Below are 24,377 nucleotides of genomic sequence, written 5' to 3'. Positions count from 1 at the left end.
AAACTCCTTTGATTTCCATTTTTGCATTATAAAATACAGGGTCTGCAGACCCTGATTTCAACTATTATACCACAGCCATGGACAAAATACGACAAAAAACCTGGAATCCGTCGGGTTGTAAGAAATGGGTACAGTACACAGTAACAGAAAATGTATCTGAACGGGACTTGCAAAACAGTGGCAGAGTGTTATATAGTGGATATAAAATATATGGTTGTATCAGAAACAGTAAGATATTTAAGAATAACATTATGTAAACTTATAGAGAATAAAACCAATACTACAAAGACGCAATAAGGAGAAGAACGATGACAAAAGAGCAGTTAATCGTTTTATTAAATGATATGTCCCTGGAAGAAAAAGTCAATCAGATGAGCCAGGTGGTCGGCGGATTCTTTGCAGACGATACGGTGATCACAGGACCGATGGCAGAGATGGGATTTACAGAGGAAAATATCGCACTGTCCGGATCTGTTATCGGATCGATGGGTGCGGAGAATGTAAAAAAGATCCAGAAAGCCTACATGGAAAAACATCCACATCATATTCCGCTGTTATTTATGCTGGATATCATCAACGGATACAAGACGGTATTTCCAATCCCGCTGGCTCAGGGAGCAACCTTTGAACCGGAAATTTCAGAAAAATGTGCTGCTGTCGCAGCAAAAGAGGCTGCTGTCAGCGGCCTGCATGTAACCTTTGCCCCGATGACAGACCTGGTACGTGATGCCAGATGGGGACGCGTGATGGAGTCCACCGGGGAGGATCCGTATTTGAATGGACTGTTCTGTGAGAGTATGGTACGCGGTTTCCAGGGAGAGGATCTGCGTGAGGAATACCGGATCGGTGCCTGCGTGAAACATTTTGCAGGATACGGTGCACCGACAGCCGGAAGAGATTATAACACGGTAGAGTTATCCGAGCATACCTTCCGTGAGTTCTATCTGCCGTCCTACAAGGCCGGGATCGATGCGAAAGCTGCGCTTGTGATGACATCCTTTAATACGCTGAACGGTGTACCGGCCACGGGCAGTAAAAAGCTGATGCGGAATATTCTCCGCGATGAACTGGGATTTGACGGTGTATTGATCTCTGACTGGGCTGCGATCGAAGAGATGATTTATCACGGATACTGTGCAGATAAAGAAGAGGCTGCAATCCGTGCGGTAAAAGCCGGTGTGGATATCGATATGATGGCAGGAATCTACAGCGATAACCTGTGCCGTCTGGTGAAGGAAGGAACGATTTCGGAAGAACTGATAGACGAGTGCTGTATGCGGATACTGGAGCTGAAAAATAAACTGGGACTGTTCGAACATCCGTATAAAGATGCGGATGAAGAAAAGGAAAAACAGGTGATCCTATGTGAAGAACACCGCAGACTGGCAAGAGAAGCAGCAAGAAAATCCTTTGTTCTGCTGAAAAATGAAGAACAGATACTGCCGCTAAAGAAAACGGAAAAAACAGCATATATCGGACCTTATGTAAACACCAGAAATCTGATGGGATCCTGGTCGATCATCGGAGAGGCGAAAGATGTAAAAACAATCAGGGAAGCGCTGAAACAGGAAAATCTGGCAGAAAATGTAGTCTTTGCACAGGGTTCCCCGATGCTTGGCGCGGATGTGGTTCTGGAAGGATTCACCGAGGGAACACAGGAATCTTCCTGTACACCGCAGGAAGAGGCACAGATGTTGGAAGAGGCAGTAAAGGCAGCAGCCGGAGCCAAAAAAGTAGTCCTCTGTATCGGTGAAGACCGTCTGCAGTCAGGAGAGGCAACCAGTAATGCGAATATTCAGATTCCGGAGATTCAGCAGAAATTACTGGATCGGGTAGCAGAAGTCAATGACAACATCGTCGTGGTCCTGTTCTCCGGACGTCCGTTAGATATCCGCGACATCAAGGCGAAAGCAAAAGCCATTCTGGAAGTATGGATGCCCGGCACAGAGGGAGCCGGAGCGATCGCAGATGTTCTGTACGGTGCATACAACCCGACCGGAAAACTGCCGATGAGTTTCCCGTACTGTGTGGGACAGGTTCCGGTTCATTATAACGAATATGCCACCGGCCGTCCCCATGTGGAAGGCAAAGACAAGGATCGTTTTCGTTCCAAATATCTGGACATCCCGAACGCACCGCTGTATCCGTTCGGCTACGGGCTGAGCTATACGACCTTTACTGTTTCGGAAGTTTCTCTGGACAAAGACAGCATGAAAGACGGAGAAAGCATCCGGGCAGCGGTAACCGTAAAAAATACAGGCACCTGTGCCGGAACCGAAACCATCCAGCTGTATCTCCATGACGTTGCCGCAAGCGTGGTACGACCGGTTAAAGAACTGAAAGATTTCCGGAAAGTTACCCTGCAGCCGGAAGAAGAGGCAAGAGTGGAATTTACCATTACGGAACCACAGCTTTGTTTCCTGAGTGAAAATAATATTTTTGAGAGTGAAGCAGGTATTTTCGAAATTTTTATCGGTACGGACAGTACAACAACAAATAAAGCGAAATTTACCCTTGAAAAACAGTAAAATTCCTTGACAACCACTTTGCCAGGTATATATAATGAGGGTTAGTAAAAACGAAGACGGAGACAGTAGTCTGTGCCTGAAAGCCTCAGCGAGCCGGGGGAGGTGGAAGCCCGGTGCCGGTCGGTCAGATGAACATCACTCCTGAGTTGCACTCTGAAACCTGCGGGCAGTAGGAGATGCCGGTTGTTCCGCCGTTAAAGGGAAGGTGTATCGGTGAAGAGCCCGTACATTGTAAGAGGTGGTATAACGATGGTAATGTAGCCTTCGTCCTGTTACAGGGACGAAGGCTTTTTGAATTTACAGGAAGAAGTATAACAAACCGCTTTTGAAAATAATAAAGGAGGATTCTGAGATGTATCAGAAAGTGTCAACCAATCTGAACTTTGTGGACAGAGAGAAAAAGACAGAACAGTTCTGGAAGGAAAATCATATTTTTGAAAAAAGTATGGAACAGAGAAAACAGGGAGAAACCTACACATTTTATGACGGACCGCCGACAGCAAACGGAAAACCGCATATCGGTCACGTACTGACCCGTGTCATCAAGGATATGATCCCACGTTACCGTACCATGAAAGGATACATGGTACCGAGAAAAGCAGGCTGGGATACCCATGGTCTTCCGGTAGAGCTGGAAGTAGAAAAGAAACTGGGGCTGGACGGAAAAGAACAGATCGAAGAATATGGTATGGAACCATTTATCCAGCAGTGTAAAGAAAGTGTCTGGAAATACAAAGGCATGTGGGAAGATTTTTCTTCTACGGTAGGTTTCTGGGCTGATATGGAGCATCCATATGTAACTTATGATGATAATTTTATCGAGTCTGAGTGGTGGGCACTGAAACAGATCTGGGACAAAGGTCTGTTATATAAAGGATTCAAGATCGTACCTTACTGTCCGCGTTGTGGAACACCGCTTTCTGCACAGGAAGTATCTCAGGGATACAAAACCGTAAAAGAACGCTCCGCGATCGTTCGCTTTAAAGTGATCGGCGAAGATGCTTCTTTCCTGGCATGGACCACAACTCCGTGGACACTGCCTTCCAACGTGGCACTGTGTGTGAACCCGGATGAGACTTACTGTAAAGTAAAGGCAGCTGACGGATACACCTATTACATGGCAGAAGCCTTGTTGGACAAAGTGCTTGGCAAACTGGGAGACGAAGAGAAACCGGCTTACGAAGTTCTTGAGAAATATACAGGAAAAGATCTGGAATACAAAGAATACGAACCGCTGTATGCATGCGCAGGCGAAGCAGCAGCAAAACAGAAAAAGAAAGCACATTTTGTTACCTGTGATACTTACGTAACCATGAGCGATGGTACCGGTATCGTTCATATCGCACCGGCTTTCGGTGAAGATGACAGCCGTATCGGACGCAACTATAATCTGCCGTTCGTACAGTTTGTAGATGGAAAAGGTCATCTGACCAAAGAAACTCCGTATGCAGATATCTTTGTAAAAGATGCTGATCCGAAAGTTCTGGTGGATCTGGACAAAGAAGGAAAACTCTTCGAAGCTCCGAAATTCGAGCATGAATATCCACACTGCTGGCGTTGTGATACACCACTGATCTATTATGCAAGAGAATCCTGGTTTATCAAGATGACAGCGGTAAAAGATGATCTGATCCGTAACAACAATACCATCAACTGGATCCCGGAAAGCATCGGTAAAGGTCGTTTCGGCGACTGGCTGGAGAATGTGCAGGACTGGGGTATTTCCAGAAACCGTTACTGGGGAACTCCTCTGAATATCTGGGAATGTGAGTGCGGATGCCAGCATTCTGTGGGAAGCAGAGAAGAACTGTATGAGATGAGCGGTGACGAGCGTGCAAAAACCGTAGAACTCCATCGTCCGTACATCGATGACATCACCATCAAATGCCCGGAATGTGGAAAACCGATGCACAGAGTACCGGAAGTTATCGACTGCTGGTTCGACTCAGGAGCAATGCCATTTGCACAGCATCATTATCCATTTGAAAATAAAGAACTTTTTGAACAGCAGTTCCCGGCACAGTTTATCTCAGAAGCAGTAGACCAGACCCGTGGATGGTTCTACTCTCTGCTGGCGGAATCCACCCTGTTATTCAACAAGGCTCCGTACCAGAACGTTATCGTACTGGGTCATGTACAGGATGAAAATGGTCAGAAGATGAGTAAGTCCAAAGGAAATGCGGTAGATCCGTTCGATGCACTGCAGACATACGGGGCAGATGCGATCCGCTGGTACTTCTATATCAACAGTGCACCGTGGCTGCCGAACCGTTTCCATGGAAAAGCGGTACAGGAAGGTCAGAGAAAATTCATGAGTACTCTGTGGAATACCTATGCGTTCTTTGTACTCTATGCAAATATCGATGAGTTCGATGCAACAAAATACACCCTGGATTATGATAAGTTGTCCGTTATGGACAAATGGCTGCTGTCCAAACTGAATACCGTGATCCAGACCGTAGACGACAACCTGAACAACTACCGGATCCCGGAAGCTGCAAGAGCACTGCAGGAATTCGTAGATGATATGAGTAACTGGTATGTAAGACGAAGCCGTGAACGTTTCTGGGCGAAAGGAATGGAACAGGATAAGATCAATGCCTATATGACACTGTACACTTCTCTGGTAACCATCTCCAAAGTTGCTGCTCCGATGATTCCGTTCATGACCGAAGATATCTACCAGAACCTGGTAAGAAGCATCGATAAAGATGCTCCGGAAAGCATTCATCTGTGTGACTTCCCGGTTGCCAACAAAGAATGGATCGACAAAGATCTGGAAGCAAATATGGACCACCTGCTGAATGTGGTTGTTATGGGCCGTGCCTGCAGAAATACTGCAAACATCAAGAACCGTCAGCCGATCGCAGCCATGTATGTAAAAGCTCCGTACGGATTGTCCGAATACTTTACCGCGATCATCGCAGACGAGCTGAATGTAAAAGAAGTAAAATTCACCGATAACATCGAAAACTTTATTTCTTACAGCTTCAAACCGCAGCTGAAGACCGTAGGACCGAAATACGGAAAACTGTTAAACGGTATCCGTAAAGCATTAAGCGAACTTGACGGAAACAAAGCCATGGCTGAGCTTCGTGCAAACGGCGAGTTAAAACTTGACATCGACGGTAATGAAGTTGTATTATCAGAAGGGGATTTGCTGATCGAAACTGCACAGATGGAAGGTTATGTAACCGAGTCTGACAACGATATCGCAGTTGTTCTGGATACCAATCTGACTCCGGAACTGATCGAAGAAGGTTTCGTAAGAGAGATCATCAGCAAGATCCAGACCATGCGAAAAGAAGCTGGCTTTGAAGTAATGGATAAGATCCAGGTGTATGTGAAAGACAACAAAGTAATTGAAGACATTATGAAGGCACATGCGGAAGAGATTCAGGCAGAGGTATTGGCAGAGAAGCTGCTTACCGATACTGCTCAGGGTTATGTAAAATCCTGGAATATCAATTCCCAGGAAGTAACACTGGGAGTTGAGAAAATGAATTAGTTGTATTGAAAATTCAGTACCTTTACAATTAGCAAATTGTAACAAAGTATGTGGATCAGGGGGCGGGTACAAATGTATCAGCCCCTTTTTTCATGATACAGGATCTGTTTGCTTTCTGTATCATTATAAATATCATTGCAAATGAGGAGGTTTCCAATGTTAGACAGTCATTTCAAAAAAGAAGAGTTTAAAAAAGCGGTCAAAGAAAACGTAAAGATGCTTTACCGTAAGACAATCGATGAAGCAACACAGCAGCAGATCTTCCAGGCCGTTTCTCTGGCTGTAAAAGATGTTATTATCGATAACTGGCTGGCAACTCAAAAACAGTATGAGAAAGATGATCCGAAGATCGTATATTATCTTTCCATGGAGTTTCTGATGGGTCGTGCCCTGGGTAATAATCTGATCAATCTGACTGCATATAAAGAAGTAAAGGAAGCACTGGACGAGCTGGGATTTGATCTGAACGTGATCGAAGATCAGGAGCCGGATCCGGCACTGGGTAACGGTGGTCTGGGAAGACTGGCAGCATGTTTCCTGGATTCTCTGGCAACTCTGGGATACTGTGCATATGGCTGTGGTATCCGTTATCACTATGGTCTGTTCAAACAGAAAATCGAAGACGGCTATCAGATAGAAGTACCGGATAACTGGCTGAAAGATGGTTATCCATTCGAACTGCGTCGTCCGGAATATGCAAAAGAAGTAAAATTCGGCGGATATGTACGCGTGGAATATGATGCAGCTACCGGAAGAAATCAGTTCATCCAGGAAGGTTATCAGTCTGTAATGGCTATTCCTTACGATATGCCGATCGTTGGTTACAATAACAAGATCGTCAACACTCTGAGAATCTGGGATGCAGAACCGATCACTGATTTCCGTCTGGATCTGTTTGACAAGGGAGAATATCATAAAGCCGTTGAACAGGAAAACCTGGCTAAGAATATCGTAGAGGTTCTGTACCCGAACGATAACCATTATGCAGGTAAAGAGCTTCGTCTGAAACAGCAGTATTTCTTCATTTCTGCAAGTATCCAGGAAGCAATCGCAAAATTCAAAAAGAACCACGACGATCTGCATGATCTGCCGAAGAAAGTAACCTTCCAGCTGAACGATACCCATCCGACCATGACGGTTGCCGAACTGATGCGTATCCTGCTGGATGAAGAAGGAATGACCTGGGAAGAAGCATGGGATATCACAACGCATACCTGTGCATACACCAACCATACCATCATGGCAGAAGCTCTGGAAAAATGGCCGATCGAGCTGTTCTCCAAACTGCTTCCTCGTGTATATCAGATCATCGAAGAGATCAACCGTAGATTTATCCTGGAGATCCAGAACAAATATCCGGGAAATCAGGAAAAGATCCGGAAGATGGCTATCATCTACGACGGACAGGTGAAGATGGCTCATCTGGCAATCGCCGGCGGTTATTCTGTAAACGGTGTTGCAAGACTGCATACAGAGATCCTGAAGAAACAGGAACTGAAAGATTTCTACGAGATGTATCCGGAGAAATTCAACAACAAGACAAACGGTATCACACAGAGACGTTTCCTGATGCATGCGAACCCGTTGCTGGCTGACTGGATTACAGATCACATCGGTGACGGCTGGATCACCGATCTGCCGGAACTGGCAAAACTGAAAGTTTACGTGGATGACAAGAAAGCTTTGCAGGAGTTCATGAATATCAAATATCAGAACAAAGTACGTCTGGCAAAATATATCCAGGAGCACAACGGAATCGAAGTCAATCCTCATTCTATCTTCGATGTTCAGGTTAAGAGACTGCATGAGTACAAACGTCAGCTGATGAATATTCTGCACGTTATGTATCTGTACAACGAGATCAAGGCACATCCGGAAATGGATTTCTATCCAAGAACATTCATCTTCGGTGCAAAGGCAGCTGCCGGATATCGCCGTGCAAAACTGACCATTAAACTGATTAATTCCGTTGCAGATGTGATCAATAACGATGCTTCTATCAATGGTAAACTGAAAGTTGTATTTATCGAAAACTACCGTGTATCCAATGCGGAACTGATCTTCGCAGCAGCAGATGTTTCCGAACAGATATCCACTGCAAGTAAAGAGGCATCCGGTACCGGTAATATGAAGTTCATGCTGAACGGTGCACCGACTCTGGGAACCATGGATGGTGCAAACGTGGAAATCGTAGAAGAAGTTGGTGCAGAGAATGCATTCATCTTCGGTCTGACCGCTGATCAGGTTATCAACTACGAAAACAACGGCGGATACGATCCAATGCAGTACTTCAACAACGATCCGGATATCCGTAACGTACTGATGCAGCTGATCAATGGAACTTACTCCAACGGAGATTTCAACATGTTCCATGAGATCTACGATTCTCTGCTGAACACAAACTGCAGTGATCGTGCAGATACTTACTTTATCCTGGCAGACTTCAAGTCTTATGCAGAAGCACAGAAGAAGGTGGAAGCTGCTTACAGAGACAGCGAAGGATGGGCGAAGATGGCTCTTCTGAATACTGCCAGTGCAGGTAAATTCTCTTCTGACAGAACGATTCAGCAGTATGTGGATGAGATCTGGCATCTGGATAAGGTTACGATTGAAGAGTAATTTTATTTAGTAAATCATATGTTGTAGGACGGACGCGGCCGGATGACCGTTTCCGGTCCCGGCAACGTGGGCAGGGGAACTTTGAACTAGCCGCAAACTCCGACTATAATTTTCTTGGGTCAGCTGACCCAAGCAAAAGTCTACGTAAGCGTCGGATTTCAAAGCTTCCCTTACGCGCCCACACAGTGTTGCCTGGACCGGAAACGGTCATCCGGCCGCTGTGCGTTGGCGGGGACTGATTTATCAGATGTTGGGCATTTTTAAGGGGATAAAATTACTCTTTTGGGGGGAGGAGAGAGATAACATAGAACGGACGCAATCGGCTGATCGTTTCTAATCCTGGCAACGTGGGCAGGGGAACTTTGAACTAATCCCTAACTGCGACTAAGACTCTCGCGAGAGCGCTCGAGCCTAAGTCTCCGTAAGGGCTGGATTTCAAAGCTTCCCCTAAGCGCCCACAAAGTGTTGCCTGGATCAGAAACGGTCAGCCGATTGCTGTGCGTTGGCAAATGGAAAATCTATACAATTACGACCGCAACCTTCTCCACACCACAATCGCAGTCGAAGAAAGGCGCCCTCATGGAAAGCTGGCAGCTTGTCGAGCACGAGTTTGAGACTACAGGCTCAAACCGAGCGCAGACCCTGCCTGCTTTCCATGAGGGCGCCTTTCTTCGACGGATCTTTGCCAGTACCGTAAAAATAGCAAACCATGCTTTTATCAAACTTTAAACCGATATCCAACCCCCCAGATCGTTTCAATATACTGCGGTTTTGCCGTATTAAACTCGATCTTCTCCCGGATCTTCTTAATATGCACCGTAACCGTAGCAATATCTCCCACAGACTCCATATCCCAGATTTCCCGGAATAACTCATCCTTTGTAAACACTCTGTTCGGATTCTGTGCCAGGAAGGTCAGAAGATCGAATTCCTTGGTGGTAAAATTCTTTTCCTCTCCATTCACCCAGACTCTTCGTGCTGTCTTATCAATCTTGATCCCGCGGATCTCAATAATATCATTTTCCTGTACACCCGATCCGATCAGCCGCTCATACCGCGCCAGATGCGCTTTTACTCTTGCCACCAGTTCACTGGGACTGAAAGGTTTTGTCATGTAATCATCTGCTCCGAGTCCAAGTCCCCGGATCTTGTCAATGTCATCTTTCTTGGCAGAAACCATAATGATCGGCGTGTTCTTCTGTGCCCGGATCTCCCGGCAGATATCAAACCCGTTCATCTCCGGCAGCATCAGATCCAAGATCACCAGATTAAAATCTTCTGTCAGAGAACGTTTTAGTCCGACATCACCCCGATGCTCGATCTCTACTTCAAACCCGCTCAGCTCCAGATAATCCTTTTCCAGATCTGCGATTGCTTCTTCATCTTCGATAATTAATATTTTACTCATGTACAGGTACCTCCTGATATTTTCTCAAAGCCAGATACATGGTAGTACCTGTGCCTTCTTTACTTGTTGCCCAGACCTGGCCGCCGTGATCTTCCATGATCTTTTTAACGATAGAAAGACCGATACCGCTTCCGCCCTTAGAAGAATTTCTCGAAGCATCCGTGCGGTAGAAACGCTCGAAAATATTTGCCAGATCCTTCTGTGCGATTCCTTTTCCGTTATCTTCAATTTCAATCTGAATAAAATCTCCTACATCCCGCAGACGGATATTGATCACACCTTTCGGTTTGTTCATATATTTCAGAGAATTGCTGATGATATTGTTGATGACACGTTTTAACTGCTCTGCATCTGCAATTACCACCGCATCTTCTTCCAGATAATTGAAATATGTCAGCGATATACCGCTTGAGTCCAGTTCTACACTCAGTTCATCTACACAGTCTTCAAAATAATCACTGATATGAATCTTGTTGAACGTATACGGGATCCGGTTTGTATCAATCTTGGAATAAAAGGTCAGTTCGTTGATCAGCCGGTCCATTTCATTTGCCTTATTATAGATGGTGCGGATATATCGGTCCATCTTCTCCGGCGTGTCTGCCACGCCGTCCATGATGCCTTCCACATAACCCTTGACAGCTGTGATCGGTGTCTTCAGATCATGGGAAATATTGCTGATCAGTTCCTTATTTTCCTTGTCAAATGCCACTTTTTCTTCAGCAGACTCCTTCAGGCGTTTGCGCATTTCCTCAAAATCATCACATAGATCTCCGATCTCATCCACACCTGTTTTTTCAATTGTAAAGTCCAGATTGCCTTCCTTGATATTTTTTGTTGCTTCCTTCAGCTGAGTCAGTGGAGTCATTACGCCGCGATATGTCCAGGTACAAAGCCCCAGGGCAGTGAGAATCAGGATCAGGATGATCACAAACACAGTATCCAGCAGGATCTTCTTTAACTGAGGAACCATGGAATTGGAATGGAAAATAATAAACGCACTTCCTTTGACACCGTCAGTAAAGGTAAAATCCACCTGCTTGATAAGGGACTGCACATCGGCACCGATATAGACCCCACGGTCATTGTCGGCAGAAGGATCGCCGTATTCCGGAAGTTCGGAAAAGAGCAGTTCATCCTGTGTCGGGGAACCACAGTAAAACATATCGTTACCCTTCCGGATCAGCAGATAAGCATTTTTCCCGGTCAGATCCTGATTCAGCGAATTCAGATAAGAAGTTTCCTCCAGCTTTTCCGGATCCGAAGAGGCTGTTTTCTCGAGAGTGGAGAATGTTTTCTGCGTCATTTTGCTCAACAGCATGGTATTGTTGGAGAGATTTTCATAAGTAACCCCTTCGATTCCATATTTCTTTTCCAGTGACCAGACCTGATACATGGTAAAACCGGTAACTGCAACACCGGTCAGAATCAGAGGAACCAGAATGATCACAAAAAATGAGATAACCATACGATTTTTCAGTTTCATAGTTTCACCTGTTTTCTGTTTTGATATAGACGGGCAGAAGTACCCATAATGATATATCAAGTATAGCATATAGCATGTGCTTTTTCATCTAAACAAAGTGGGATAATTCTAAAGATTCTGTAAAATTATGAGAAAGCCTCCCGTGTCTGCCGTGAAAAAACAGAAACCCCGGCAATGTCTGTGCCTGCGGAGAAAACATAAGAGAGATGGAAAGAAACAGAAGAATGTTCTAAAAAATAAAAATATAAATGTTAGAATTTGGTAAAATCATTCAATAAATTCAGTTTTCTTCTGGAAATATGTAGCATAATAGCATAAAAAATAGTATAATAGACACAGAAATATGAAAGAGAGGGCTTACATATGAAGCAAAATAACATGTTGGCCATGATCCTGGCTGGAGGAAGAGGAAGCAGACTTCATGACCTGACAAAAAAAGTTGCCAAACCTGCAGTATCATACGGCGGAAAATATCGGATCATTGATTTTCCACTGAGTAACTGTGCAAACAGTGGAATCGATGTAGTCGGCGTACTGACTCAGTACGAATCCGTCCTGCTGAACAGTTATGCAGCCGCAGGAAGAAGATGGGGTCTGGATACCAAAGACAGCGGCGTATATATTCTGCCACCACGGGAAAAAGCAGATGCAAACCTGGACGTATACAGAGGAACTGCGGATGCTATTTCTCAGAACATTGACTTTATTGATACCTATGCACCGGAATATCTGCTGGTTCTTTCGGGTGACCATATTTACAAGATGGACTACGATGAGATGCTTGATTACCACAAAGAACATCATGCAGATGCAACCATCGCCGTTATCGAGGTTCCGATGAAAGAAGCAAGCCGTTTTGGTATCATGAATACAGAAGAAGGCGGAAAAATCGTAGAATTCGAGGAGAAACCTGCGGAGCCTAAGAGCAATCTGGCATCCATGGGAATCTATATCTTTAACTGGAAACTGCTTCGGAAGATGCTTCTTGCTGATATGAAAGATCCGGATTCCAACCATGATTTCGGAAAAGACATCATCCCAAGAATGCTGGAAGACCAGAAAACACTGTATGCGTATAAGTTCAAAGGATACTGGAAAGATGTGGGAACCATCGATTCCTTATGGGAAGCCAATATGGATCTGCTGGATAAGAACAATGCACTGGATCTTGCCGACAGTTCCTGGAAGATCTATACCCAGGATACCGATGCACTGCCACAGTATATCGGTGCGCAGGCGAGTATAGAGAGAGCATTTATCACACAGGGATGTATCGTGGATGGTCTGGTTAAGAACTCTGTCCTGTTTACAGGAGCAAAAGTAGCACCGGGAGCAAAAATTATTGACAGTGTACTGATGCCGGGTGTGGAAGTAGAAGAAGGTGCAGTTGTAACACGCGCCCTTGTTGCGGACCACGTAAAGATCGGAAAGAATGCGATTGTCGGCAGTGCAGACAGTGAAAATATCGAACTGGTTGCAAAACGTGTAAAGGGGGAAGAATAAGATGAGTAGAGCATTTGGAATCGTAAATTTCGCAGGCAATAATATACAGGGGAATCCGATGCAGGCTTATCGTCCGACCGGAGCGATCTCTTTTCTCGGAAGATATCGTGTGATCGACTTCCCGATTTCCAATATGAGTAACAGTGGAATTGATTCCATTCAGGTGTACATCCGCAGAAAGCCACGTTCCCTGGTAGAACATCTGGGAACAGGACGCCACTACAATATCAATTCCAAACGTGGCAATTTAAATCTTCTGTTCTGTGAAAACGGAGACGAAAATAGTATTTACAGTACGGATCTGGCAGCTTATGTGGAAAACCTGGATGCCATTGAGGAGATGAGTGAAGAGTACGTAGTCATCGTACCAAGCTATATGGTTTATACTGCAGATTACGAAGAATTTTTACAGAACCATATCGAATCCGGTGCGGATATCACACTGATGTATCAGAATGTGGACAATGCAAAAGATCATTTCCTGAACTGTCAGGTGCTGAATCTGAACAAACAAAAAGGTGTGCTGTCTCTGGAACCAAACCACGGAAATGTAAAAAACAGAAATATTTTCATGGACACCTATGTAATGAAAAAAGAGATCTTCCTGGATCTGATCGATAAAGGACGCAAGCTGTCTTCCGTATATACACTGGCAGATGCACTCAATGAATCCTGTGGAGAGATGGATATCCGTGGAGTATCTCACAGAGGTTATTTTGCAGCAATGACCGATCTCAAGAGTTATTTTGATGCCAACGAAGAACTGCTTGACCGCAGGAAAGCAAGAGAGCTGTTTCATGAAGAGTGGACGGTCTATACCCGTACCAACGATTCCTGCCCGACCCAGTATTTTGAAGGCAGCAATGTAAAATCATCCGTAATTTCCAATGGATGTCTGATAGAAGGAATGGTAGAAAATTCAATCATTGGACGTGGATGTGAGATCAGGAAGGGTGCGGTTGTCCGCAACTGTGTGGTAAATGCAGACGTAGTGATCGGCAAAGATGTGCATGTGGAAAATATGGTCATTGACAAACATGCGAAACTGATCCACAGCAATCAGATTATTGCAGAGACGGAAAAACCGGGTTATATCCGCAGAGGAGACAAGCTGTAAGAACAGACAGGATATTATAATGCAGATTGTGTGGCAGGATCACGGATCAAAAGATCCCATGGTTTATTGATCACGTAAATAATCGTATCTCTGTGGGAAAGTGACGAAGATGCATACGAAAAGCGGAAGCTCTTTTGCTACTGAACGATCGGTAGAAAAAGAGCTTCTGTTACTTATTTTATTCCGATTATTTTTCCGGAAGTGTTTGAATTTTGAATTTATGAAGATTCCGAGAGTACATGAGAAAGAAAAGGAGTGAGCAGATGGAAGGACACTCGGTATCCGGCGAAAGCCGGAAAAACGGATGGGTGGAACAGAAAAAGCAATTGACGAAAGTATTGAAAATCGCATGGCCGGCAGTCTTTGAGTCTTTTTTTATCTCGCTGGCGGGCATGATTGATGTCTATATGGTCAGTGGACTCGGTTCGGAAGCAGTGGCTTCGGTGGGACTGACGACACAGCCAAAATTCCTCGGACTGTCTTTATTTTTTGCGATGAACGTGGCGATTGCCGCGATCGTTGCCAGACGAACAGGAGAAAAAGACAAAAGAAGAGCAAATGAAACGCTGGCAGAGGCAATCCTTCTTACGATTCTCTTCGGCGCGGTCATCACGGTTGCCTGTGTGAGTCTGGCAGGATGGCTGATGGAAAAGTGTGGATCCGCACCGGATACCCATGACGGAGCGGTGATTTATTTTCAGATTATTATGGGTGGGATGATCTTTAATATTATATCCATGGTGATCAATGCTGCACAGAGAGGGGCAGGAAACACCAAAATCGCGATGTATACCAACACCATATCCAGCATCGTCAATATTATTGGAAATTATCTTTTGATCGGCGGTCATCTTGGATTCCCTAAACTGGGGATTCGCGGAGCAGCACTGGCGACGGTGCTTGGAACGGTTGTGGGGTGTACGATCAGTGTAATGTCACTGTTTCGGAAGGATTCTTTCCTCAGTATTCCGTATATTATAAAAGAAGGGCTGTGGAAACGGTTCGAATCGGTAAAAATAATCTTAAAACTTTCAAGCAGTACATTCGTGGAGCAGATTCTGATGCGTATCGGTTTTATGTCAACCGCTGTGATGGCAGCTGACATGGGAACGGCGGCGATGGCGGCACATCAGGTGGGAATGAATGCGCTGAGCCTGTCGTTCTCTTTCGGTGATGGTATGCAGGCGGCAGCCGTGGCACTGATCGGGCAGAGTCTCGGAAGCAAAGAACCGCAGGAGGCAAAGCGACACGGGATGACCTGTGAAAAAGTGGCACTTGTGATGGCTGTTTTTATGTCCATGTTCTATCTGTTTTGCGGAAAGTGGCTGTTCGGACTGTTCTTTGCAGAAGCACATATCGTGGAGATCGGTGCGAGGATCAGCCGGATTCTGATAGTGATCGTGCTGTTCCAGATCTGTCAGGTGGTATTCACCGGAGCACTGCGCGGCGCGGGCGATGTGGTGTACACCATGATCAGTTCTACCATCAGCGTTACCTTTGTGAGAACGGCTGTTTCGTATATATGTTGCTATATTGTTGGCTGGGGAATCTACGGAATCTGGATGGGTATCGTAGCGGATCAGTTCTGTCGTCTGATGCTAAGCGGCATACGGTTCCGGAACGGAAAGTGGATGAAAATCAGGATTTGACCTATTTATAAAAATTTTATGGTGCCTGACACCGTTTACCCCCTTGACGAACAGGCAAAACTGCGTTATGTTATTAGACGTAAATTGTATAGAAAGCTTTTCTCTTATTCAGAGTGATGGAGATACATAGGATCTGTGAAGTCACGGCAACCCCGGATACGGAAGGTGCCTACCTGAGCGAGTAATCGAACAATAAGGGGATTTGATATATCGAAGTATTGAGTCCGCTTTTGGCGGGCTCATTTTTAGATTATACGTTGGAAAGAAAATGCGATATGACATTATCTTAAACGATAAACCCGGGAGAAAAGCACCCAGGGGTAAACCCCAGAGAAAAAGGAGAATGAGAATGGAAAAACGTTTGTTTACTTCAGAATCTGTAACCGAAGGCCATCCGGACAAAATCTGTGACCAGATTTCCGATGCAGTCCTGGACGCACTGATGGAACAGGATCCGATGAGCCGTGTAGCCTGCGAGACAGCCATCACCACTGGTCTGGTACTGGTTATGGGTGAGATCACAACAAAAGGATATGTAGATATCCAGAAAATCGTAAGAGATACCGTTCGTGAGATCGGATATGACAGAGGAAAATACGGTTTTGATTCAGAGAACTGTGGTGTGATCACAGCCATCGACGAGCAGTCCACCGATATCGCTATGGGTGTCGACAAAGCGCTGGAAGCAAAAGAACATAAAATGTCTGACGAAGAGATCGATGCCATCGGAGCAGGAGATCAGGGTATGATGTTCGGTTTCGCAACCAACGAGACAGAAGAATATATGCCGCTGGCCATCTCTCTGGCACACAAACTGACCAGACAGCTGACAAAGGTAAGAAAAGACGGCACACTGGCTTATCTGAGACCGGACGGAAAATCTCAGGTAACTGTAGAATATGATGATAACGGAAAAGCATACCGTCTGGATGCAGTCGTACTGTCCACACAGCACGATCCGGATGTAACACAGGAACAGATCCACGAAGATATCAAAAAATATGTCTTCGATGAGGTTCTTCCGGCAGAGATGGTAGATGCAGATACCAAATTCTTTGTAAATCCGACAGGAAGATTCGTAATCGGCGGACCAAACGGTGACAGTGGTCTGACAGGAAGAAAGATCATCGTAGATACTTACGGTGGATATGGTCGTCACGGTGGTGGAGCTTTCTCCGGAAAAGACTGCACCAAAGTTGACCGTTCCGCAGCTTACGCAGCACGTTATGTTGCAAAGAATATCGTAGCAGCAGGTCTGGCTGACCAGTGTGAGATCCAGCTGTCTTATGCGATCGGTGTGGCACATCCGACTTCCATCAACGTAGACACCGCAGGAACCGGTAAAGTGAGCGATGAAAAACTGGTAGAGATCATCCGTGAAAACTTCGATCTGAGACCGGCCGGAATCATTAAGATGCTGGATCTGAGAAGACCGATCTACAAACAGACTGCAGCTTACGGACATTTCGGAAGAAATGATCTGGATCTGCCGTGGGAAAAACTGGATAAAGTAGATGTCCTGAAAAAATATCTGTAAGATATTTTTGCACAGAGTAAATATAAAGGTTGAGAGTAACGATTCAGTAGGCAGTATTTCGCGAGGGTACTGAATCGTTACGATTGAGAAACGAAACTGCCGCAGGAATTTTAACTTCCTGCGGCAATTTTGTTTTACTTGCATTGCATATCAATAATTAGAAAAGGGAGGGCCGGGGTTTTAGTGCCCCGGCAGTATGAAAAAGTGTTTTGGCAGCTGGTGCAAACAGCTGCACGAATCTATATAAAAGGTAATTGTTTTTTGTCGAGGTCCGACAGTCACAGGGTTTGTAAAATATTCCGGCAACGATGTTCAGTCTTTGTCACCGGCTCTGGCTGTCATCATCTGCATCCGCCGTCCTCTTTGTTTTGATACTGTAAGTATACATGGAGTTTGTGTCCATTTTATGGAAATGAGATAAAGGATTTCTAAACTCTTTTAAGAAATGTTTAAAATATCTGGAAGAGTTTCCGGTGGTCTGGTAAGATAGATGGGAGTGAATAGAAAGAGAGAATGCTGATTATGGGCAAATTGTTTTATATTATGGGAAAGAGCGCATCGGGAAAAGATACGATTTATCAGCGCCTTTTAAGAAATCCGGAGTTTTCTCTGGAACGTCTGGTGATCTACACCACCCGCCCGATCCGGGACGGGGAACTGGATGGCAGGGAGTACCATTTTGTGACGGAAGAGGATTTTCAGAAACTGAAAGCAGAGGGAAAGATTATCGAAGACCGGGGGTATGAGACGGTTTACGGGCTGTGGCGGTATTTTACGGCGGATAATATGAATCTGGAAGAGAAAAGCTATCTGGGAATCGGAACACTGGAATCCTATGAAAAATTAAAGGCATATTATGGAGAGGAAAAGATCCGCCCCATTTATATAGAAGTGGAAGACGGAGAACGCCTGAAGCGGGCGATCGCGAGGGAAGAGACGCAGGAAGCACCGAAATACGAAGAAATGTGCCGGAGATTTCTGGCAGATGCACAGGATTTCAGTGAGGAAAAGATCCGGCAGGCAGGAATCACCCATAGATTTTCCAATATGGACGGGGCGGGAGGCTACTCTGAGATTGAAAAGTATTTAAGGAGTGTGCTATAATAATGATATTCCGCAGACAGAGTACAATATAATATAGTATTCTTTTGCGCAGAGATATTGTGAAAAAAGCAGCTGTGGAAGCCTGTGGTGATAAAACCGGAGATTACCACAGAAAACAAAAGAACACAGGAGGTGATTGTATGGCAGGATTTCATGAGATTATTGGACATGATGATGTTGTAAATCATTTACAGAATGCCATTCAGATGGGGAAAGTTTCACATGCGTATATTTTTAACGGTGAGGTAGGAGCAGGAAAGAAGATGTTGGCTTCTGCATTTGCCATGGCACTGCAGTGTGAAAAGCATGGAACAGATCCATGTATGGAATGTGACTCCTGTAAGAGAGCGTTAAGCAAAAATCACCCGGATATTATTACGATCACACATGAGAAACCGAATTCTATCGGTATCGAGGATATTCGTATCCAGCTGATTGATGATGTATCCATCAAACCTTATACAGGTCCTTATAAAATCTATATTCTGAACGAAGCGGAAAAACTGACGCTGCAGGCGCAGAATGCATTGTTAAAGACCATCGAGGAGCCACCGGCTTATGCGGTGATCCTGCTTTTGACCAGCAATGCGGATTCTCTGCTTCCTACGATTTCTTCCCGGTGCGTGACCTTGAATCTGCGTCCGGTGAAAGAGAGTGATGTGAAAGAATATCTGATGGAGCATATGCATCTGCCGGATTATCAGGCGCAGATCGACGCGGCATTTGCCCAGGGAAATATCGGGAAAGCAAAACAGATCGCAGAATCTACGGAATTTGCCGAGATGGCGGAGAGAGCTTTCCGGCTTCTCAGAAAGAGCAATGAGCTGGAACTGTACGAACTGGTGGAGATGATCAAAGAACTGACAGCGGAAAAACAGAATATTTACGATTATCTGGATCTGTTTACCATGTGGTTTCGGGATGTACTGTTGTTTAAGGCGACAAAAGAAGTAGATGGTCTGATATTTAAAGACCAGTATAATTATATTAAAGAAAGAGCAAAGAAAAGTTCCTATGAGGGTATAGAGAATATTATAGATGCCATAGGAAAGGCCAGAGAGCGTCTGCATTCCAATGTAAATTTTGATCTGGTTATGGAACTGCTCTTCATGACAATCAGGGAGAACTAGAATGGTAAAAATTATCGGTGTCCGGTTTCGGAATGTAGGAAAGATTTATTATTTCAATCCGAAGAGTTTTCAGATGAAACCGGGAGATCATGTAATCGTGGAGACAGCCCGCGGTGTGGAATACGGCACAGTGGTACTGGGTCCGAAAGAAGTAGACGACAGGCAGGTGGTACAGCCTTTAAAAGATGTGATCCGCATGGCTACACAGAAGGATGATGCCAAAGAAGAGAGTAATCGTAAAAAAGAGAAAGAAGCATATCAGGTCTGTGTCAAGAAAATCCGTGCGCATCAGCTGGAGATGAAGTTGATCGATGTGGAATATACCTTTGACAACAACAAGATTCTCTTTTATTTTACCGCAGACGGAAGAATCGACTTCCGTGAACTGGTAAAGGATCTGGCGGCGATCTTCAAAACACGTATTGAGCTGCGTCAGATCGGTGTGAGAGATGAGACGAAGATTCTCGGAGGTATCGGTATCTGCGGTCGCCCTCTGTGCTGCCATACCTATCTGTCAGAATTTGCTCCGGTATCGATCAAGATGGCGAAAGAGCAGAATCTGTCACTGAATCCGACCAAGATCTCAGGTGTCTGTGGCCGTCTGATGTGCTGCCTGAAAAATGAGCAGGAGACATACGAGTATCTGAACAAACAGTTGCCGAATATCGGAGATCAGGTAATGACACCGGAAGGTATCAAGGGTGAGGTACAGAGTGTCAATGTACTTCGTCAGCTGGTAAAAGTGATCATGGATGTCAACGATGAGAAAGAGATCCGTGAGTATAAAGTAGAAGAGTTAAAATTCCGTTCCAGAGGATGCTGCCGGAAAGAGAAGATGAAGCTTTCCAAAGAAGAGCAGAAGATGATGAAGGAACTGGAATAATGACAGGAGAAAAAGATGAATATCCCATTGAAGGAAAATGAGCGTTTGGATGATCTGCAAAATGGCTATCATATTATCCAGAATACCAGGGATTTTTGTTATGGAATCGATGCGGTGCTGCTGTCTGACTTTGCCAGGGTGAAGAAAGGGGAACAGGCGTTGGATCTGGGAACCGGAACGGGAATTATCCCTATTCTGTTAAAAGCAAAGACGCAGGGAGAGCATTTTACCGGTCTGGAGATTCAGGAGCAGAGTGCTGAGATGGCAGGGCGCAGTGTGGTGTATAATCATCTGGAGGATGCGATTACCATCAGAACGGGAGATATCAAAGAAGCCACTGCCATCTTTGGCAGGGCTTCTTTTTCGGTAGTTACCTGCAATCCTCCGTATATGCATGGCAATCACGGTCTGACCAATCCTCATCTGCCCAAGGCAATTGCACGACATGAGGTTTTGTGTACGTTGGAGGATGTGATCTCTCAGACGGCACAGCTGTTAAAGCCACGGGGGCGATTCTATATGGTGCATCGACCGTTTCGTCTGGCAGAGATCATGGGACTGATGATGCAATACAAACTGGAACCGAAGCGGATGCGTCTGGTGTATCCGTATGTGGACCGGGAGCCGAATATGGTTCTGATCGAAGGGCTTCTGGGAGGTAATTCCAGGATCACGGTGGAAAAACCGCTGATCGTATATGAAAAGCCGGGCGTGTATACACAGGAAATCCGGGAAATTTACGGGGATGGAAGATAGGAGGATACCGATACTATGGCAGGAAAATTGTATTTGTGTGCGACACCGATCGGGAATCTGGAAGATATCACCTTTCGTGTGATCCGGACGTTAAAAGAAGTAGATCTGATCGCGGCGGAGGATACGAGAAACAGTATCAAACTGTTGAATCATTTTGAGATTTCAACGCCGATGACCAGTTATCATGAATATAACAAGATCGATAAAGGTCATTATCTGATCGGTCTGATGCAGCAGGGACAGCAGATCGCCCTGATCACGGATGCAGGAACACCGGGTATTTCTGATCCGGGAGAGGAACTGGTGGCGATGTGCCATGAGGCAGGGATCCCGGTCACTTCGCTTCCGGGTCCGGCTGCGTGTATCACGGCGCTTACGATCTCCGGATTATCGACGAGACGGTTTGCGTTCGAGGCTTTTCTGCCGACGGATAAGAAGGAGAAACAGGCGATTCTGGAGGAGTTGAAAGAGGAGACGAGAACGACGATTCTTTATGAAGCACCGCACCGGCTGGTACGGACGCTGGAAGAGCTGGTGGCTGCGCTCGGAAACCGGAGGGTGACGATCTGCAGGGAGCTTACGAAAAAACATGAGACGGCGTTTCTTACAACGCTGGAGGATGCACTGGAGTATTACCGGCAGGAGGATCCCCGTGGAGAGTGTGTGATCGTGATGGAAGGCAGAAGCCGGAGAGAGATGATCGAGGAGAAGCAGCGGGCATGGGAAGAGATGTCGCTGGAGGAACACATGAAGATCTATGAGGATCAGGGGATTGGACGGAAGGACGCTATGAAGATGGTGGCGAAGGACCGGGGGATCTCGAAACGGGAGGTTTATCAGGGCCTGCTGGAAAATTCTTAAGAGTAGTTGCAAGGGGACGCCCGGTGTGAGAACAACAAGGGGGCGGAGGCAGCGTGCAGAGCGACTTTAAGCTATCTGCCAACTACGACTATATTTACGAGGGTCAGCTGACCCTCGCAAAAGTCTACGTAGGCAGAGGATCTTAAAGCTCACTCTAAGCGGCACGCAAAATGCCTCCACCCCCTTGTTGTTCTCACACAGGGCTGTGCACTGGCTGAATCTTTATTTGAATGTAGAGTTTGGTTGTGGCAGTCCCTGATGGCGGGGAAAGGATGGATGAAAGTTGTACATGAATGAATATAGTTTAAAAATGATAATGCATTTTATTGACATATAATAAAACCCCTCGGGAGATGTGTTCCGAGGGGCTTTTGGAAATGGTAGGTTGTTAAATTGTATCCATAAGGTCTGCGCCGCTGATGATGCGGTGCCAGAGGTTTTCGCGTTTGGGGGTTCCCGGGAGGAAGTAGGGGAGGCGGTCGGCTTCCAGTTCTTCCAGGCGCTTTACTCTGCCGTCGATATAGTAACGGAGACGGTAGCGGGTGCTGGTAAGGCGGGCGATGACGCCGGAGAGTTTGATGTCTACGAGTTCATAGCCGAAAGGTTTTGCGTCCTGCATCCAGAGGTGTTCGCGCAGAAGTCTGGTTGTGGACAGATCGTTGATGATTCCGGGGATAACTTCTTCGCAGATGGTCTCCAGTGTGGATAAGTCATGGGCATCGTATGCTTTTTTCAGGCGGACGCCAAGGTCGGCCTTGCCGGCGAGCGTGCTGGCGAGACTGTGATAGAAAGCAAACAGCGTATCATAAGCCGGAGTATGTTTTCGGCAGATTTCCAGGCGGTCTGCCAGATCCTGATAATAACGTTCAGTGTCCAGATCCAGATCTTCGATATGGCGGTCAAAGATGCCGAGAAGAGGATCCTGATACAGCAGATATTTGGACGGATTATCGGTGTCCAGATTCGGCTGTCCGTTCTGGAACAGGGAGTCCAGTGCATCCAGTTCCAGGAAGTCGTTCAGGCTGGCACCGGTCACATCGTGGAATTCTTCTGCCAGTGCTTTCTCATCGAAGTCTTCATGGAAGCCAAGATGGGCGAACAGCACCAGACCGGGCAGAACGGCATCTACAGGAGTTTCTGCACCGTTATCCATCCAGGCGGTACAGAAGACTTCCGGCAGATGATATTTTTTGCATGCGGCAAGTCCCGCACGGGTGCAGGTAAAGGTCTTGGAATAGTTTGGTGATATTCCGTTCCAGATCCAGGAACCTCCGGCAAAGATGACTTTGTTAGAAAGCTGCTGATGAACGCGGATCATTTTTTCATAGATTTTCTGATCAGGGTTATAGTAGTCCCAGTAAACCAGTCCAAGTTCCGGATCCGGTTTTTCCCAGTCACTGCAGTCTGTATCGTCGGCAACATCATAATAACCGCCACCGGTGTTGGCAGTGATATACATATCGCTCCAGATCATCGGTTCCAGCCCCAGCTTTTTGCAGATTTCAAAAACGCGGGCACTGTGTTCGCGAATCAGGACGGAACTTTTGGTATATCCGTTTTCCCGGAGGTATTTTCCAAGGCCGAGCTGCGCAGCTTCGTCCATGCCCAGATGTACCCGGTTGGTGGAAAAGGACTCTTTTACGGAGCAAAGCATTTTTTCAATAAGGGTGTAGACTTCCTCTTTTCCTACCTGAAGGATGTCGGCGGTGTCCTTGACGGTTTCTCCAAGCGGCCATTTCAAAGCATTGTGAAGATGGGCCAGTGTCTGGATACACGGAACAAGTTCAATGCCGAAAGTTCTTGCATAAGCATCCATCTCGCGGATCTCATCCTGGCTGTAGCGGCCACGGTAGGCACCGAAATAAGGTTCATCCGGTACGGTGTAAGTCTCTTCGGTGTAGAGCATCAGGGTGTTCATTCCCAGTTTCGCCATGATACGAATAAAAGATTTTACCTTTTCTACGGTAAATACTGCATTTCTGGAGCAGTCCAGCATCACTCCGTTTTTTGAAAAGTATACAGGTTCACTTTTCGTGTTCCAGGTATCCTCCGGATGATGTACCGCCCAGTTCAGTCCCCGATAATAATGTGCCGGTTCCTGACAGGTAATATGCAGGTGATCGCCGTTTCGTGCGATGGTAAGCGGAACATTTTCCTGAAACTCCACCTGAATCTCCAGTTCCTTTTCTGATTTGATATCCCCCAATAAAAGTTGCGTTCCTTCTTCCACTTTTTTCAGGTCAGTGGAGGAAGGGGAAAATGAAAATTTCATAACCTTCTCCTTTCTT

General features: G+C 45.8%; 15 protein-coding genes and 1 riboswitch. Of the genes, 12 read left to right on the top strand and 3 right to left on the bottom strand.

Annotation, left to right across the window (positions count from 1 at the left end; genetic code table 11):
- Positions 1–308: 308 nt before the first annotated feature.
- From bglX to MSA64_RS02895, 3 genes are all read left to right on the top strand, one after another.
- Positions 309–2,528, top strand: coding sequence for a beta-glucosidase BglX (gene bglX, locus MSA64_RS02905; protein WP_287890461.1), 2,220 nt, complete (start codon positions 309–311; stop codon positions 2,526–2,528).
- A 352-nt stretch (positions 2,529–2,880) separates the two neighbouring features.
- Positions 2,881–6,036 (top strand): isoleucine--tRNA ligase, encoded by a 3,156-nt coding sequence (gene ileS, locus MSA64_RS02900; RefSeq protein WP_287890459.1) that lies wholly within the window; start codon positions 2,881–2,883, stop codon positions 6,034–6,036.
- 156 nt (positions 6,037–6,192) lie between these two features.
- A complete protein-coding gene (locus tag MSA64_RS02895) occupies positions 6,193–8,655 on the top strand; it encodes a glycogen/starch/alpha-glucan phosphorylase (protein WP_118576490.1) in 2,463 nt (820 codons plus the stop codon).
- Between the two features lie 718 nt (positions 8,656–9,373).
- Here the strand turns inward: MSA64_RS02895 and MSA64_RS02890 are convergent.
- Together MSA64_RS02890 and MSA64_RS02885 are read right to left on the bottom strand one after the other, a co-directional pair.
- A complete protein-coding gene (locus MSA64_RS02890) occupies positions 9,374–10,063 on the bottom strand; it encodes a response regulator transcription factor (protein ID WP_022171849.1) in 690 nt (229 codons plus the stop codon).
- Positions 10,056–11,549 carry a sensor histidine kinase gene (locus MSA64_RS02885; RefSeq protein ID WP_154431489.1) on the bottom strand — a complete coding sequence of 498 codons (1,494 nt, stop codon included), beginning with the start codon at positions 11,547–11,549 and terminating at the stop codon, positions 10,056–10,058. The genes MSA64_RS02890 and MSA64_RS02885 overlap by 8 nt, the downstream gene beginning before the upstream one ends.
- Positions 11,550–11,912: 363 nt before the next feature.
- Here MSA64_RS02885 and MSA64_RS02880 point away from each other — a divergent pair, with 363 nt between their 5' ends.
- From MSA64_RS02880 to rsmI, 9 genes are all read left to right on the top strand, one after another.
- On the top strand, positions 11,913–13,052 hold the full coding sequence (locus tag MSA64_RS02880; RefSeq protein WP_154431488.1) for a glucose-1-phosphate adenylyltransferase: 1,140 nt from the start codon (positions 11,913–11,915) through the stop codon (positions 13,050–13,052).
- 1 nt (position 13,053) lies between these two features.
- Positions 13,054–14,169, top strand: coding sequence for a glucose-1-phosphate adenylyltransferase subunit GlgD (gene glgD, locus MSA64_RS02875; RefSeq protein ID WP_287890457.1), 1,116 nt, complete (start codon positions 13,054–13,056; stop codon positions 14,167–14,169).
- Positions 14,170–14,432: 263 nt separating this feature from the next.
- On the top strand, positions 14,433–15,818 hold the full coding sequence (locus MSA64_RS02870; protein ID WP_154431487.1) for an MATE family efflux transporter: 1,386 nt from the start codon (positions 14,433–14,435) through the stop codon (positions 15,816–15,818).
- 101 nt (positions 15,819–15,919) lie between these two features.
- A riboswitch (SAM riboswitch) is annotated at positions 15,920–16,017 on the top strand.
- A 150-nt stretch (positions 16,018–16,167) separates the two neighbouring features.
- Positions 16,168–17,355, top strand: coding sequence for a methionine adenosyltransferase (gene metK, locus MSA64_RS02865; RefSeq protein ID WP_022171844.1), 1,188 nt, complete (start codon positions 16,168–16,170; stop codon positions 17,353–17,355).
- 522 nt (positions 17,356–17,877) lie between these two features.
- Positions 17,878–18,459, top strand: a complete 582-nt coding sequence (locus tag MSA64_RS02860) for a guanylate kinase (RefSeq protein WP_154431486.1) — start codon at positions 17,878–17,880, stop codon at positions 18,457–18,459.
- A 140-nt stretch (positions 18,460–18,599) separates the two neighbouring features.
- Positions 18,600–19,589, top strand: a complete 990-nt coding sequence (gene holB, locus MSA64_RS02855) for a DNA polymerase III subunit delta' (RefSeq protein ID WP_022171842.1) — start codon at positions 18,600–18,602, stop codon at positions 19,587–19,589.
- Position 19,590: 1 nt separating this feature from the next.
- Complete coding sequence (locus MSA64_RS02850; protein WP_154431485.1) at positions 19,591–20,472, top strand: PSP1 domain-containing protein; 882 nt, start codon at positions 19,591–19,593, stop codon at positions 20,470–20,472.
- Positions 20,473–20,487: 15 nt separating this feature from the next.
- Positions 20,488–21,228 (top strand): tRNA1(Val) (adenine(37)-N6)-methyltransferase, encoded by a 741-nt coding sequence (locus tag MSA64_RS02845; protein WP_022171840.1) that lies wholly within the window; start codon positions 20,488–20,490, stop codon positions 21,226–21,228.
- A gap of 15 nt (positions 21,229–21,243) precedes the next feature.
- Positions 21,244–22,089: a 16S rRNA (cytidine(1402)-2'-O)-methyltransferase gene (gene rsmI, locus MSA64_RS02840; protein ID WP_118619220.1), complete on the top strand. Its 846-nt coding sequence runs from the start codon at positions 21,244–21,246 to the stop codon at positions 22,087–22,089.
- 388 nt (positions 22,090–22,477) lie between these two features.
- Here rsmI and MSA64_RS02835 read toward each other — a convergent pair whose 3' ends face one another.
- Positions 22,478–24,361, bottom strand: coding sequence for a beta-N-acetylhexosaminidase (locus tag MSA64_RS02835; RefSeq protein ID WP_287890451.1), 1,884 nt, complete (start codon positions 24,359–24,361; stop codon positions 22,478–22,480).
- Positions 24,362–24,377 lie beyond the last annotated feature (16 nt).

It is taken from the genome of Oliverpabstia sp., from assembly GCF_022785585.1.
In the GTDB taxonomy this organism is placed as follows: Bacteria; Bacillota; Clostridia; order Lachnospirales; family Lachnospiraceae; genus Oliverpabstia; species Oliverpabstia intestinalis.
The sequence above is the reverse complement of the archived record's forward strand: the minus strand, read 5'-3'. Positions and strand labels throughout refer to the sequence as shown.

Bases quoted from the DNA above. Each gene is read 5' to 3' on its own strand.
- bglX (WP_287890461.1), top strand. From the start codon at position 309: ATGACAAAAGAGCAGTTAATCGTTTTATTAAATGATATGTCCCTGGAA.
- ileS (WP_287890459.1), top strand. From the start codon at position 2,881: ATGTATCAGAAAGTGTCAACCAATCTGAACTTTGTGGACAGAGAGAAA.
- MSA64_RS02895 (WP_118576490.1), top strand. From the start codon at position 6,193: ATGTTAGACAGTCATTTCAAAAAAGAAGAGTTTAAAAAAGCGGTCAAA.
- MSA64_RS02890 (WP_022171849.1), bottom strand. From the start codon at position 10,063: ATGAGTAAAATATTAATTATCGAAGATGAAGAAGCAATCGCAGATCTG.
- MSA64_RS02885 (WP_154431489.1), bottom strand. From the start codon at position 11,549: ATGAAACTGAAAAATCGTATGGTTATCTCATTTTTTGTGATCATTCTG.
- MSA64_RS02880 (WP_154431488.1), top strand. From the start codon at position 11,913: ATGAAGCAAAATAACATGTTGGCCATGATCCTGGCTGGAGGAAGAGGA.
- glgD (WP_287890457.1), top strand. From the start codon at position 13,054: ATGAGTAGAGCATTTGGAATCGTAAATTTCGCAGGCAATAATATACAG.
- MSA64_RS02870 (WP_154431487.1), top strand. From the start codon at position 14,433: ATGGAAGGACACTCGGTATCCGGCGAAAGCCGGAAAAACGGATGGGTG.
- metK (WP_022171844.1), top strand. From the start codon at position 16,168: ATGGAAAAACGTTTGTTTACTTCAGAATCTGTAACCGAAGGCCATCCG.
- MSA64_RS02860 (WP_154431486.1), top strand. From the start codon at position 17,878: ATGGGCAAATTGTTTTATATTATGGGAAAGAGCGCATCGGGAAAAGAT.
- holB (WP_022171842.1), top strand. From the start codon at position 18,600: ATGGCAGGATTTCATGAGATTATTGGACATGATGATGTTGTAAATCAT.
- MSA64_RS02850 (WP_154431485.1), top strand. From the start codon at position 19,591: ATGGTAAAAATTATCGGTGTCCGGTTTCGGAATGTAGGAAAGATTTAT.
- MSA64_RS02845 (WP_022171840.1), top strand. From the start codon at position 20,488: ATGAATATCCCATTGAAGGAAAATGAGCGTTTGGATGATCTGCAAAAT.
- rsmI (WP_118619220.1), top strand. From the start codon at position 21,244: ATGGCAGGAAAATTGTATTTGTGTGCGACACCGATCGGGAATCTGGAA.
- MSA64_RS02835 (WP_287890451.1), bottom strand. From the start codon at position 24,361: ATGAAATTTTCATTTTCCCCTTCCTCCACTGACCTGAAAAAAGTGGAA.